Genomic DNA, 14,048 nt, shown 5'->3' on the forward strand with positions numbered 1-14,048 from the left:
AGTTAGATTACCTAACTCCATCCATTTTATGATTGCTTTAACAAAATTAAATGGTAAGAAGTTCTCGCTTAATGCATTATACATAGAATCCGTCGAAGAGTTTCCCGACACGACGATTACGTTAACGACTGGTCGAAAATATGTTGTATTAGAAACTGAGGACGAAGTATTAAATCGTGTTACAAAATTTTATCAAGGTGTTCAACTCCTATCCAATCCGCATTTAAGAGGTGAAGAAGATGAATAAAAATAAAATGCTAACAATTATGCTTATCGTTTTGGTATCGCTAACATTAATCGGAGTTGTAGCTGTTGTAGTAATCACGCAAATTGGTGGAAAAGATACTGCAAATGCGGAACCAGATATTGATACAGTTTTAGAATCATCAGTTGATGTAGAGGAAATTACGACTAACTTAAAGGGTAGTAATTTCGTTAAAATTTCTTTGAAAGTTCAAACTGATAGTAAAGAAGCTGCAGAAGAATTAACAAAACGCGATTTCCAGATGAAAGATATTCTTATTGAAGAACTTTCAGAGTTATCAAAAGAAGATTTAGAAGGTAAAAAAGGGAAAGCTATTTTACAAAATACATTAAAAACAAAATTTAATGAATTAATGCAAGAAGGTCAAATTCAGCGCGTTTATATTACATCTTGCATTATTTCATAGAAATAGAAATGAACTTTTAAGGAGGTGGGCAAATGGCCGGAGATGTGTTATCACAATCCGAAATTGATGCATTGTTATCAGCGTTATCTACAGGTGAAATGACAGCAGAAGATATGAAAAAAGAAGAAGAAGCAAAAAAAGTAAAAGTCTATGATTTTAAACGAGCATTACGCTTTTCGAAAGATCAAATCCGTAGTTTAACACGAATTCATGAAAACTTTGCACGCCTATTAACAACATATTTTTCTGCCCAGCTGCGTAGTTATGTTCAAATCACAGTAGCATCAGTTGATCAGATTCCATTTGAAGAATTCATTCGCTCTATTCCTAATATTACATTGATAAATGTGTTTGAAGTACCACCTTTAGATGGTAATATTTTAATGGAAATCAATCCAAACATTGCTTATTCAATGTTGGATCGTTTGATGGGTGGAGCAGGAACTAGTCATAGTAATGTGGACAACTTAACAGAAATTGAACAAAAAATTATGACAAACCTTTTTGAAAGGTCGTTTGATAATTTACGTGAAGCATGGGCAAATATTGCGGATATCGATCCGATTTTAACGGAATTGGAAGTAAATCCTCAGTTTTTACAAATGATTTCACCAAACGAAACGGTCGTTGTTATTTCGTTTAATTCTATTATTGGTGAAACAAGTGGAATGATTAATATTTGTATTCCACATGTTGTATTAGAGCCAATTGTTCCAAACTTATCTGTTCGATATTGGATGCAATCGAATACAAGAGAAAATTCCCCAGAACAAAAAGCTCGTATTGAGCAAAATATTCGTCGTTCCGAAGTGGCTGTTACAGCAGAATTAGGTTCTACGCATATAAGTATTGAAGATTTCTTATTTTTACAGCAAGGTGATGTAATTCAGTTGGATCAAAACATTACACACCCATTAACAATAAAAGTGGATAATATTCCAAAATTTACAGCACAGCCAGGTAAAGTGAAAAAACGAATGGCTGTACAAGTAATTGAGTCTTTGAAAGGAGGAGACGACGATGATGAGTGATGATATGTTATCACAAGAAGAAATTGAAGCATTACTTCGTGGTGAATCAATTGACAAAGGTGATGATAAAAATGATGATGCGTCTGCTCAAGAAGAACAGTATAATGTAGGAGACTATTTAGACGAGATGTCTCAGGATGCTTTAGGTGAAATCGGGAATATTTCATTTGGTAGTTCTGCAACAGCTTTATCTTCCTTATTAGGACAAAAAGTTGATATTACAACACCAACGCTCTCAATGATTAACCGAGATAAATTAGAGGAAGAGTTTCCGCACCCTTATGTAGCGATTCAAGTGAAATATACAGTTGGATTAACAGGAATGAATCTACTTGTAATTAAGCAATCAGACGCTGCGATTATTGCTGATTTAATGTTAGGTGGAGATGGATTAAATCCTTCTGAAGAATTAGGAGAAATACATTTAAGCGCTGTTCAAGAAGCTATGAATCAAATGATGGGTTCTGCAGCTACTTCAATGTCGACAATCTTTAATAAAAAAGTTGATATTTCTCCACCGTCAATTGATTTAATGAACATTCGGAAAAATGAAGGTTCTGAGAATATTCCAGAAGACGATTTATTAGTTCGTGTATCATTCCGCTTACGTATTGGTGAATTAATTGATTCTAATATTATGCAATTGTTACCTTTAAATTTTAGCCAATCATTGGTGCAACAATTGTTGAATCCAGAACCAATAGAAGAGGTTGCAGTAGAAGAACCAACTATGCCTGAACCAGCTTTACAAGAACAACCCATAATGCAGAAATCGGCTACTGATATGATGCAACAGCAAACTTTAACGCCATCTCAAGTAGCTGAAGTTAATGTGCAACAAACAATGATGGAACAACCGGTGATGCAACAGCCAATGTATGCTCAGCCACAGCAATATCAGCAACAGCCGATGAATGTTCAACAAGCGCAATTTACAGAATTTACACAGCCTTCTTTAAAACAAACAGAAGCTCGAAATTTAAATATGCTTTTAGATATACCACTACAGGTTACGGTTGAGCTAGGGCGTACAAAGCGTTCGGTAAAAGATGTATTGGAATTAGTGAGCGGTTCTATCATTGAATTGGATAAATTGGCTGGCGAACCTGTGGATATTTTAGTAAATAGCCGATTGATAGCAAAAGGTGAAGTAGTTGTTATTGATGAGAATTTTGGTGTGCGAATTACGGATATTTTAAGTAAGGCAGATCGACTAAATAACTTACGATAATCGTTTGGAGGAATTTAATTATGGCAAAAAGAATTTTAATTGTAGATGATGCAGCATTTATGCGTATGATGATTAAGGATATTTTAACTAAAAATGGCTTTGAAGTTGTTGGTGAAGCAGCTGATGGAGCACAAGCAGTTGAAAAATATAATGAATTACAACCTGATTTAGTAACGATGGATATTACAATGCCTGAAATGGATGGTATCGCAGCGTTAAAAGAAATTAAAAAAACAAGCCCAAATGCAACAATTATTATGTGTTCTGCAATGGGGCAACAAGCAATGGTGATTGATGCAATTCAAGCTGGAGCAAAAGACTTTATCGTAAAACCGTTCCAAGCAGATCGTGTTATTGAAGCTATTCAAAAAGCTTTGGGGTAAAAGGATGTTTAGAAAAGTATTATTTATCTTGCTTTTCTTTATAGCATATAATACCTTACCTGTTAACGAAACGGCACCTTTTTCTGAAGTAGGTTATGCAACATCTGGCGTTATGGTAGATGATTGTATAGAAGACAAGAAAGATGAAGCCTGCAAAGAAGATACAAAAGCAGCTGTCGATAATGAACAAGAATCGACAGCTGTTGGTGTGTCTGCGTGGGATTATATTAAAATGATTTTTGCATTAGCTTTTGTAGTTGGATTACTTTATGTTGTATTACGTTTTTTAAACAATCGTAATGCAAAGTATCAACACTCTAAAATGATGCAAAATTTAGGTGGAATCTCTGTAGGATCACAAAAATCAGTGCAGTTAGTTAAAGTGGGAAGTTCCCTTTATTTAGTTGGCGTCGGTGAAGATGTAAATATGTTAAAAGAAATTACGGATGAGCATGAACGTGAGTCTCTTATTGCTCTGTATAGTGAAAAGCAAATGCAACCAATTCAAGGAACACCTTTCTCCGGATTGTTTAAAAACATAGCGAAAAAAAATAAAGATGCAGTTGAAGAAGACAATATAGATTTCAAAACAGAATTTTCCAATCGTTTAGATCAAATCAAACAACAGCGTAATGAAGAATTACAAGAGTTGAAACAAAAGGAGCGCAGTTCGAAAGATGAGTGATTTTATAAATTATTTTTCTGATAGTAGTGCTGCCAACGTTTCTACCTCTGTAAAGTTAATGCTATTACTGACAGTACTTTCTATTGCACCAAGTATTTTGATTTTAATGACCTGTTTTACTAGGGTAGTTATTGTACTATCTTTTGTACGAACTGCTCTAGCTACAAATACAATGCCACCCAACCAAGTAATTATTGGATTGGCAATGTTTCTAACGTTTTTTATTATGGCTCCGACACTTCAAGAAGTGAATAAAGAGGCGCTACAACCTTTATTTAATGAAGAGATTACATTAGATGAAGCCTATGATAATGCAGCAACTCCTTTTAAAGAGTTTATGGCTAAACACACACGTCAAAATGATTTAGATTTATTTCTAAGTTATAGAAATCAAGAGATGCCAGAAAAAATAGAAGATATTCCGTTAACAACATTAGTGCCAGCTTATACAATAAGCGAATTAAAAACAGCATTTCAAATGGGATTCATGATTTTTATTCCATTTTTAGTTATTGATATGATTGTAGCTAGTGTGTTGATGTCTATGGGGATGATGATGTTACCTCCAGTAATGATTTCTCTACCATTTAAAATTTTATTATTTGTATTAGTAGATGGATGGTCACTTGTGATGAAATCGCTATTGCAAAGCTTTTAGGGGATGAATAAAAATGTCACAAGAATTAGTTATCTCAATTGCAGAACGTGCGATTACTGTAGTGATTATGGCTTCTGGACCCCTTTTACTTGTAGCGCTAGTAGTTGGATTACTTGTAAGTATTTTTCAAGCCACAACTCAAATTCAAGAACAAACGTTATCATTTGTTCCTAAAATTATTGCGGTATTAGTGGCTATTGTATTTTTTGGGCCGTGGATGTTAACAAAAGTTGTTACATATACAAAAGATATTTTTGAAAACTTAACAAGGTATATAGGGTGATTAAATGGAAACGTTGTTAACAAAAATTCCATTAATTATATTAATTCTTGTGAGAGTAAGTGCTTTTTTTGCTACTGTACCATTTTTTTCCTACAGAACAATCCCAGCACAAGTGAAAATTGGTTTAGCAATATTGTTATCAGTAATTATTGCTTTACCAATGGATACCCCTACAATTGAGATTGATGGTAACTATGCATTGCTTGTTATCAAAGAAGCACTTGTAGGATTAACATTAGGGTTATTAGCTTACATTGTTATGTCAGCGGTTCAAATTGCGGGTGGTTTTATTGACTTCCAAATTGGCTTTGCTATTGCAAATGTTATTGATCCGCAAACAGGAACACAAAGTCCATTAACAGGTCAATTTTTTAACGCTATGGCATTATTACTCTTGTTAAGTGCTAATGGGCACCATGTTTTATTGGATGCCATTTACTATAGTTATGAATTTGCACCTGCGACACAAGCGTGGCCAAAAATAGCGGCAGAAAACACTGTGATGTTTGTTATTCAAATGTTTACTGGAATGTTTGTTATCGCATTTCAATTAGCAATCCCAATTGTTGCGACGGTTTTTTTAACAGATTTAGCCTTAGGTATTGTTGCGAAAACTGTGCCGCAACTTAATATCTTTGTAATTGGGTTCCCTGTGAAAATCTTTGTTGCATTTATTACGATGGTTGTGATGTTCACAGTTATGTCTGAAGTGATGCAGAAATTATTTAAACTTATGTTTGTGTCTATGCGTCAGTATATGGAGTTGATAGGTATTGGTTAAACAGAATATATTAGTAACGCTCGATATACAGTTTTTTGCAGGCGAAAAGACAGAAAAAGCAACACCTAAGAAACGACAAGACTCTAGAAAAAAAGGCCAAGTATTAAAGAGCCAAGATGTTACAAGTGCGATTGTATTACTTGCCATTTTTCTATATTTAACATTTATGGCAGGCTCAATGAAAGATGAAATGATGTCATTTTTTAGAGAAATTATTGCGCATAATATGACGTTAGAAACCATTACGATTTCTTCAATTATGGAAATGTATTGGGATATCTTAAAAGAGCTAGCAATAATTGTAGTACCAATTTTTGCGATTGCTGTCATAGCAGCAATTGCTGCTAATTTTATGCAATTTGGTTTATTATTTACAACAGAAACATTGAAATTTGATCTAAAAAAAATTGATCCAATTAAAGGATTAAAACGAATTATTTCATTAAAAGCAATTGTTGAATTATTAAAATCAATTTTGAAAATTTCATTTATAGGAACAACAACATTTTTAATCCTGTATTTGAATATTGAAGATGTTTTAAGTTTAGCTCATAAAACACCAGGAGCCGCATTAATTACAGTAGGAAAACTAGTAGCTTATATGGGAATAGCAGCTTCTTTGGTGTTAATATGTATTGCTATTTTGGATTATATGTATCAAAAATATGATTACGAAAAAAATCTGCGAATGTCCAAACAGGATATTAAGGATGAATACAAAAATATTGAAGGAGATCCTTTAATTAAGTCAAAAATTAAGCAAAGGCAACGTGAAATGTCAATGCGTCGTATGATGCAAGAAGTTCCTCAAGCTGATGTAGTTATTACGAACCCAACACATTATGCCATTGCTTTAAAGTATGACGAGGATGCAATGGATGCTCCTAAAGTTGTTGCAAAAGGCACTGATTTTGTAGCGCAAAAAATAAAGTTGATTGCAAAAGAAAACAAAGTGGTTATGGTTGAGAATAGGCCGCTTGCTCGAGCGATGTATGATCAAGTTAAAATCAATGACCGTATACCAGAAGAATTTTTTAAAGCGGTCGCAGAAGTACTTGCGTATGTTTATCGTATTAAACGCAAGATTTAGTTAGGGAGGGACAAACATGAAATTTCGCGACATAGGTGTTTTAGCAGCCGTTATTATGATTGTAGCGATGCTGATTATCCCTCTGCCAACATGGTTATTAAGTTTTTTAATCATAGTAAATATCGCATTAGCAATTCTTGTACTATTGATTGCTATGAATATGAAAGAAGCATTGGAATTTTCTATTTTCCCGACGATTCTTTTGCTTTTAACGCTCTTCCGACTGGGGCTAAATGTTTCAACAACACGTGCTATTTTAAGTGGTGGTGAAGCTGGTAATGTTGTTGAAACATTTGGTACGTTTGTAGTTGGTGGAAATCTTATTGTAGGTTTGGTCGTATTCATCATCTTAGTAATTATTAACTTTCTTGTTATTACAAAAGGTTCGGAACGTGTATCTGAAGTAGCTGCACGATTTACATTAGATGCAATGCCAGGGAAACAAATGGCGATTGATGCAGATTTAAATGCTGGATTAATTTCTGAAACTCAAGCACGTGAGCGCCGTGAAAAAGTTTCGGGAGAAGCAGATTTCTATGGAGCTATGGATGGTGCGACCAAATTTGTTAAAGGTGATGCAATAGCAGGTATCATTATTGTTATTATCAATATATTATTTGGTATTGTTATTGGTGTCGTTCAAATGGAAATGGAATTTTCAGAAGCTATAAATCGCTTTACAACTTTAACTGTAGGTGATGGACTTGTTTCTCAAATTCCGGCATTAATTATTTCTACTGCAACAGGTATTGTTGTAACACGCGCAGGTTCAGATGGAAATTTCAGTTCGGACATTATGCGCCAATTATTTGGCGATTCTAAAGTATTGTATGTGGCTTCTGGAACAATTTTCCTCCTAGGGTTATTAACTCCGGTTAGTGATTTTGTAACAATTCCAGTTGCAGCTATTATTGCATTATTAGCGTATCAACAAACACGTTCTACAACAGAGACTGTTGAAGAACAGGAAGAAATAGAAGAAGAAGTGGTTACTGATAATTTGAAAAGTCCAGAAAATGTTGTGAATTTATTAAATGTAGATCCAATTGAATTTGAATTTGGTTATGGTTTGATTCCTCTAGTTGATGCAGCACAGGGTGGCGATTTACTTGATCGGGTTGTGATGATTCGTCGTCAACTAGCTCTTGAATTAGGAATCGTTATTCCAGTGGTTCGTATTCGAGATAATATTCAACTGCAGCCTAATGAATATCGTATCAAAATTAAAGGTAATGAAATGGCACATGGGGAGTTGTTGTTGGATCATTATTTAGCAATGAGTCCAGGCGAAGATAATTCAATTGAAGGCATTGATACTGTAGAGCCTTCTTTTGGCCTCCCAGCAAAATGGATTACAGAACAAGTAAAAGAAGAAGCTGAGATGCTAGGTTATACAGTTGTAGATCCACCAAGTGTTGTTTCTACACATTTGACGGAAATTATTCGTGCAAATGCAGCTGAATTGATAGGACGTCAGGAAACAAAACAACTAATTGATCATTTACATGAAACATCACCAATTTTAGTAGAAGAATTAACACCTACACCAATGGCGATTGGTGAAATTCAAAAGGTATTGGCTAATTTATTAAGGGAAAATGTTTCCGTTCGAAATTTACCAATTATTTTTGAAACATTAGCTGACTACTCAAAACTTACTTCTGATGTGGATGTTTTGACAGAGTATGTTCGTCAAGGATTGGCTCGTCAAATTACTACGCAATATGTTGGAAATCAACCAGAATTAAAAGTGTTAACAGTGTCTGCTAAGGTTGAGAAAGCAGTAGCAGATAGTATTCAGCAAACAGAGCACGGTAATTATTTAGCGATAGATCCACAAACGTCACAAGCTATTTTAGAAGCTATTTCTAAAGAAGTAGAACGTATCGCATTTTTCGAGCAATCTCCAGTAATTTTATGCTCACCAGCTGTACGCATGTATATAAGACAATTAACAGAACGTTACTTCCCACAAATTCCAATTCTTTCGTATAATGAACTAGAAGCATCAATTGAAATTCAAAGTGTCGGAGTGGTGAATGTAGAATGAAAATGAAAAAATATACAGCTTCTACAATGTCAGAAGCAATGAAAAAAGTGCAGCAGGATTTTGGAGATGAAGCAATTATTGTTAGCTCAAAAGCAATTTATTCAAAAGGATTTTTAGGTTTTTTTAAAAAGAAGCATTTTGAAATTGTTGTTGGAATTGAAAATTTAACAATGCCAATAGTGGGGCAAAATAATGTGAAAAGTGAACAATTACTGCAAGTTAATATAGCGCAACCAAAGTATGTTGAAGGAATTCATCAAGAGCTATCGTCTCTAAAAGCTTTGCTGAAAAAACAGCAAATGATAACGACGCAATATCCCATTATTTTCACGTCAATAATTGAGCAAATGGAACATCAAGAATTAGACAAAGAGCTCGTCACATCAATTAGTGATGAGCTTTTTGACATATACAAAAATAGTCGTGAAGAATTGACGAAACAACAATTAATTCGTTTTGCAAAAATGGCATTGCGCCAAGAATTAGAAAAATTTTCAATAGAAGGTCTGTCATTTAATAAACGCTTTATTAATGTAGTTGGTCCAACTGGAGTAGGAAAAACGACAACTATTGCAAAGATGGCAGCTCGTGCAGTATTAGAGAAGCGCAAAAAAGTAGGGTTTATTACAGCAGACACATATCGTATAGGTGCTATTGAACAACTTAAGACATATGCAAATTTATTACAGGCACCTGTCGAAGTCGTTTATTCACATCATGATTACGAAAAGGCTATTGAAAATTTACAGCATTGTGACTTAATTTTCATTGACACTGCAGGAAGAAATTACAAAGAAGAAAAATATGTTAATGATTTAGTTGAATTAATTGATATTAATGAAGATATGGAAAATTATTTAGTTTTAGCGATTACATCCAAACAACGTGATTTAGAAGTGATTATCGAGCAATTTGAAGATATTCCAATTACAAAATTGATTTTCACAAAACTAGATGAAACAAATTCTATTGGCCCAATAATCAATTTAATGATTAAATATAATAAGGGACTTGCTTACTATACAAATGGACAAGAAGTACCAGAAGATATTGTTGAAGCAACCCTTGATAAAGTGGTTGAATTAGTTTTTCAAGGAGAATAACAAATGCGAGATCAGGCTGAAAAATTACGCTTAAAAATGGAAAACAAACGCGTTGCTACTTCTATTGGGGTAATTAGTGGAAAAGGTGGAGTTGGAAAAAGTAATTTTTCTACTAATTTCTCGTTTAATATGGCAAAAAAAGGATATGAAATAGTTATAGTTGATATGGATATAGGAATGGGAAATGTCCATATATTGTTAGGTAAAAAGACTAAAAGGACGTTAATGGAATATTTGACAGGTCAATATAGTTTAGAAGATGTAAAGGAGCCATTTTTAGATAATATAGACTATATAAGTGGTGGTTCTGCAATGGCGACAGTGATTGAATGGAATGATTTGATGTTTGAGCGTTTATTATCTGTTTTTGAATTACTTCAACAACGTTATGATTATATTATCTTTGATATGGGGGCAGGTGCTACAGAATGGTCATTGCAATTAATAGAAACTTTAGATGATATTATTGTTATTTCCACAACAGAACCTACTGCTATTATGGATGCTTATTCCATGATGAAGTATGTTCATATGCGAAATTCGCTTAAGAATATGTACATCGTATGTAATCGAACATTAACAATAGATGAAGGAAAACAGACATTGAAACGTTTACAGAATACAGCACAGCAGTTTCTTCAAAAAGAATTAAAGATTTTAGGGTCTATTCCAGAAGATATTCATGTTCGTAAAGCTGTACAACAACAACAATTGTTTTCAGTTTTATATGAGCGCGCTCCAGCGACAAAGGCAATACAAAAAATTGTGGAAACATATGAGACCGGGCATATAAAGTCGCTCGATGAAATGGATGAAAATCGCTTTATGAATGCATTAAAAAGTATTTTTAGTAAAGGGCGTGGATAACATGGTAGTAACAAAAAAGTTATTAATTGTGGATGATTCAGCATTTATGAGAAAGTTGATAGGTGATTTTTTTGTAGATGTTCCAACTATTGAAGTGATTGGAACAGCAAGAAATGGCCAAGATGCACTTGAAAAAATAAAAGTTTTAAAACCAGATGTTGTGACACTAGACGTTGAAATGCCGAAATTAAATGGATTGGAAGCTTTGAAATTAATTATGGCAGATTGCCCGACGCCAGTAGTTATGCTTTCTAGTACGACAAAAGCTGGAGCAGAAATTACCGTAGAAGCAATGGCAAACGGCGCAGTAGATTTTATTGCTAAACCAAGCGGTACAATTTCGTTAGATTTACATAAAATTAAAGATGAGTTGGTGCATAAGGTTTTACAAGCTGCTAGTGTATCTGTTGCAAAATTACGGAAAACAACGCCAGCAACATCATTTATGTTAAATAGTAATAGTACTTCTAAAAAAGTTATTTCAAAACCAATTGTTACGCCCACTAGATCGATAAGAACTGTATCAGCAAGCTCTAATAATTGGAACTCTCATGCTAATAAAAAATTAGTATTAGTAGGAACTTCTACTGGAGGGCCACGCGCGTTACAAGAAGTTATAACTAAAATACCGAAAAGTATAACAGCGCCCATTTTAATTGTTCAGCACATGCCGGCAGGATTTACAAAATCATTGGCGGCACGATTAGATACTTTATCGGAAATAACGGTTAAAGAAGCGGAAAATGGAGATATTCTCCAAGCTGGAGTCGCTTATATTGCTCCGGGTGGATACCATATGAAACTTCAAAAAGTCGGTATGTCTGTGGGGGTTAAATTAGATAATATGGAAGCGCCAAGGGGTGGCCATCGTCCTGCTGTAGATGTTTTGTATGAAAGTGCCAGTGAGTTATTAGATTATGATAAATTAGCAGTTATCATGACAGGGATGGGTTCGGATGGTACAAAAGGCTTAGAAATTTTAAAGAAAACAGGTAATGTAAAAGCAATTTCAGAATCTGCTCATACATGTGTAGTATATGGAATGCCAAAAGCAGCATTCGAGACAGGGTTAATTGATGATGTAGAAGATGTAGATGATATTGCACATACAATTATGAAATATATTCCATAGGAGGAGGCTTAATTATGGATACAAACCAATATTTAGAAGTATTCATTGATGAAAGTACTGAACATTTACAATCGTGTAACGAGAATTTATTAGCATTGGAGCAAAATCCACATGATTTATCAATCGTGAATGAAATTTTCCGCAATGCGCATACGTTAAAAGGAATGTCTGCAACAATGGGATTTGAAGATTTAGCAGATTTAACGCATAAAATGGAAAATGTTTTAGATGCAATTCGTAACGAAAAAATCGAAGTGTCCCCTGAAATTTTAGATGTTGTTTTTGAATCAATTGATCACCTTGAAGCGATGATTGGAGATATTTCAGAAGGTGGAGACGGAAAGCGTAATGTTGTCGAAACGGTTGAAAAATTAAAACGTATCGAGAATGGTGAGGCAATTAATGGTACCAACGAAAAAGCTTTAGTAGATGATATTACAGAAACTATAAAAATTTCTGCAACATCGCTTAATTATGATGATTTTGAACGTACAATTATTGAACAATCACATGAACAAGGGTTTGAAACATATGAAATCGCTATTAGTTTACGAGATGATTGTCTTTTAAAAGCAGCTCGAGTATTTATGGTGTTTGAAGTACTGGAGAAAAATGGGGATGTTATTAAGTCAGTCCCTGCTGTAGAACAATTAGAAGCAGAGCAATTTGATACAGACTTCTCAATTGCTTTTGTGACAAAAGAAGATATAACTGTTGTAGAAAAATTATTAGGTAAAGTATCGGAAGTAGAAAAAGTAGTTATTCAAAAATTAAACTCTGAAGTAACACATGAAGTTGAATCTCTAGTTGTTGCATCAACAGCGAAAAGTGTAGAAGTAGAAGTTCCTGTACAAACAACAACGAAAGCAGTGCCTGATTCGACGGCAAAGCAGGTAGAAAAACCAACTAAAACTGCGCATGCAACAAGCAAGACAATTCGAGTTAATATTGAAAGATTAGATATTCTTATGAATTTATTCGAAGAGTTAGTTATTGATCGCGGACGCTTACAATCGATTGCTGCAGAGTTAAATCATAATGAGTTAAATGAATCAGTAGAGCGTATGTCGCGCGTATCAAGCGACTTACAAAATATTATTTTAAATATGCGTATGGTTCCCGTAGAAACAGTATTCAACCGTTTCCCGAAAATGGTTCGACAATTATCACGAGATTTAAATAAAAAAGTAAAATTGGATATTATTGGCGCAGAGACAGAGTTGGATCGTACGGTAATTGATGAAATTGGAGACCCTCTTGTGCATTTAATTCGTAACTCATTAGATCATGGTGTTGAGAGTCCAGAAATACGTTTAGCTGCAGGCAAACCGGAAGAAGGTCATGTTGAGCTACGAGCATATCATAGTGGTAATCACGTATTTATCGAAATAGAGGACGATGGTGCTGGCATCAATAAAGAGCGCGTCTTAAGCAAAGCTTTAGAAAAAGGCGTTGTTACGCCAGAAATAGCTTCAAAATTGACAGATAATCAAATAAATGAATTGATTTTAGCATCGGGGTTCTCAACAGCGGAGGTATTATCAGATATTTCAGGACGTGGTGTAGGATTAGACGTTGTAAAATCAACGATTGAATCATTAGGTGGCAACATTACAATTGAATCTGAAGAAGGAAAAGGTTCATTATTCTCTGTACAATTGCCTCTTACACTATCAATTATCTCAGTAATGTTAATTGAAATTGAGCAAGAAACTTATGCGATTCCTTTATCATCAATCATTGAAACGTCAATTATTCGTAAATCGGATATTATGAATGCGCATAATCAAAAAGTAATTGATTTCCGCGGAAAAGTTGTACCACTTGTTTTCTTAGAAGAAATTTTTGAAGTACCACGAAATGATAATGAGGAAGATGACTTTCATTCGATTGTTATTGTAAGGAAAGGCGACAAAATGGCGGGGCTAGTTGTGGATTCATTTATTGGCCAACAAGAAATTGTTCTCAAATCTTTAGGGAATTATTTAACGAATGTTTTTGCTATTTCAGGCGCAACAATTTTAGGTAACGGTCAAGTAGCGTTAATTATTGATTGTAATTCACTTATTAAATAAGAGAGGTG

At 34.2% G+C, this 14,048-nt stretch carries 15 protein-coding genes; all 15 read left to right on the forward strand.

All coding sequences use genetic code 11. The features are described 5' to 3' along the window. Positions 1-28: 28 nt before the first annotated feature. Genes V514_RS0103100 through V514_RS0103170 form a run of 15 tightly spaced genes read left to right on the forward strand, consistent with a single transcriptional unit; the run spans position 29 to position 14,040 of the window. Complete coding sequence (locus tag V514_RS0103100; protein WP_029498245.1) at positions 29-247, forward strand: flagellar FlbD family protein; 219 nt, start codon at positions 29-31, stop codon at positions 245-247. Then, positions 240-671, forward strand: coding sequence for a flagellar basal body-associated protein FliL (gene fliL / locus V514_RS0103105; protein ID WP_029498246.1), 432 nt, complete (start codon positions 240-242; stop codon positions 669-671). The genes V514_RS0103100 and fliL overlap by 8 nt, the downstream gene beginning before the upstream one ends. Positions 672-703: 32 nt before the next feature. After that, complete coding sequence (gene fliM / locus V514_RS0103110; RefSeq protein WP_029498247.1) at positions 704-1,702, forward strand: flagellar motor switch protein FliM; 999 nt, start codon at positions 704-706, stop codon at positions 1,700-1,702. Then, positions 1,695-2,933, forward strand: coding sequence for a flagellar motor switch phosphatase FliY (gene fliY, locus V514_RS0103115; protein WP_029498248.1), 1,239 nt, complete (start codon positions 1,695-1,697; stop codon positions 2,931-2,933). Before fliM ends, fliY begins: the two co-directional genes overlap by 8 nt. A 20-nt stretch (positions 2,934-2,953) precedes the next feature. Beyond that, complete coding sequence (locus V514_RS0103120) at positions 2,954-3,316, forward strand: response regulator (protein WP_029498249.1); 363 nt, start codon at positions 2,954-2,956, stop codon at positions 3,314-3,316. 4 nt (positions 3,317-3,320) lie between these two features. Next, a complete protein-coding gene (locus tag V514_RS0103125; RefSeq protein WP_029498251.1) occupies positions 3,321-4,001 on the forward strand; it encodes a flagellar biosynthetic protein FliO in 681 nt (226 codons plus the stop codon). Next, positions 3,994-4,659, forward strand: coding sequence for a flagellar type III secretion system pore protein FliP (fliP, locus tag V514_RS0103130; RefSeq protein ID WP_029498252.1), 666 nt, complete (start codon positions 3,994-3,996; stop codon positions 4,657-4,659). The genes V514_RS0103125 and fliP overlap by 8 nt, the downstream gene beginning before the upstream one ends. Before the next feature lie 13 nt (positions 4,660-4,672). Then, the gene (fliQ, locus tag V514_RS0103135) at positions 4,673-4,942 is read left to right on the forward strand and encodes a flagellar biosynthesis protein FliQ (RefSeq protein ID WP_029498253.1); all 270 of its coding nucleotides are present in this window, start codon (positions 4,673-4,675) and stop codon (positions 4,940-4,942) included. 4 nt (positions 4,943-4,946) lie between these two features. After that, the gene (gene fliR / locus V514_RS0103140; protein WP_029498254.1) at positions 4,947-5,723 is read left to right on the forward strand and encodes a flagellar biosynthetic protein FliR; all 777 of its coding nucleotides are present in this window, start codon (positions 4,947-4,949) and stop codon (positions 5,721-5,723) included. Then, positions 5,716-6,813 carry a flagellar biosynthesis protein FlhB gene (gene flhB / locus V514_RS0103145; protein WP_081714984.1) on the forward strand — a complete coding sequence of 366 codons (1,098 nt, stop codon included), beginning with the start codon at positions 5,716-5,718 and terminating at the stop codon, positions 6,811-6,813. Before fliR ends, flhB begins: the two co-directional genes overlap by 8 nt. 16 nt (positions 6,814-6,829) lie before the next feature. Continuing rightward, the gene (flhA, locus tag V514_RS0103150) at positions 6,830-8,863 is read left to right on the forward strand and encodes a flagellar biosynthesis protein FlhA (RefSeq protein ID WP_029498256.1); all 2,034 of its coding nucleotides are present in this window, start codon (positions 6,830-6,832) and stop codon (positions 8,861-8,863) included. Continuing rightward, positions 8,860-9,966 (forward strand): flagellar biosynthesis protein FlhF, encoded by a 1,107-nt coding sequence (gene flhF, locus V514_RS0103155; protein ID WP_029498257.1) that lies wholly within the window; start codon positions 8,860-8,862, stop codon positions 9,964-9,966. The genes flhA and flhF overlap by 4 nt, the downstream gene beginning before the upstream one ends. 3 nt (positions 9,967-9,969) lie before the next feature. After that, entirely contained in the window at positions 9,970-10,833 is an 864-nt protein-coding gene (locus V514_RS0103160) for a MinD/ParA family protein (protein WP_029498258.1), read from the forward strand. 1 nt (position 10,834) lies between these two features. Next, positions 10,835-11,965 (forward strand): protein-glutamate methylesterase/protein-glutamine glutaminase, encoded by a 1,131-nt coding sequence (locus V514_RS0103165; protein WP_029498259.1) that lies wholly within the window; start codon positions 10,835-10,837, stop codon positions 11,963-11,965. Between the two features lie 14 nt (positions 11,966-11,979). After that, on the forward strand, positions 11,980-14,040 hold the full coding sequence (locus V514_RS0103170) for a chemotaxis protein CheA (protein ID WP_029498260.1): 2,061 nt from the start codon (positions 11,980-11,982) through the stop codon (positions 14,038-14,040). The last annotated feature ends 8 nt before the right edge of the window (positions 14,041-14,048 follow it).

The sequence above is a fragment of the Kurthia huakuii LAM0618 genome (assembly GCF_000505545.1).
GTDB classification, from domain to species: domain Bacteria; phylum Bacillota; class Bacilli; order Bacillales_A; family Planococcaceae; genus Kurthia; species Kurthia huakuii.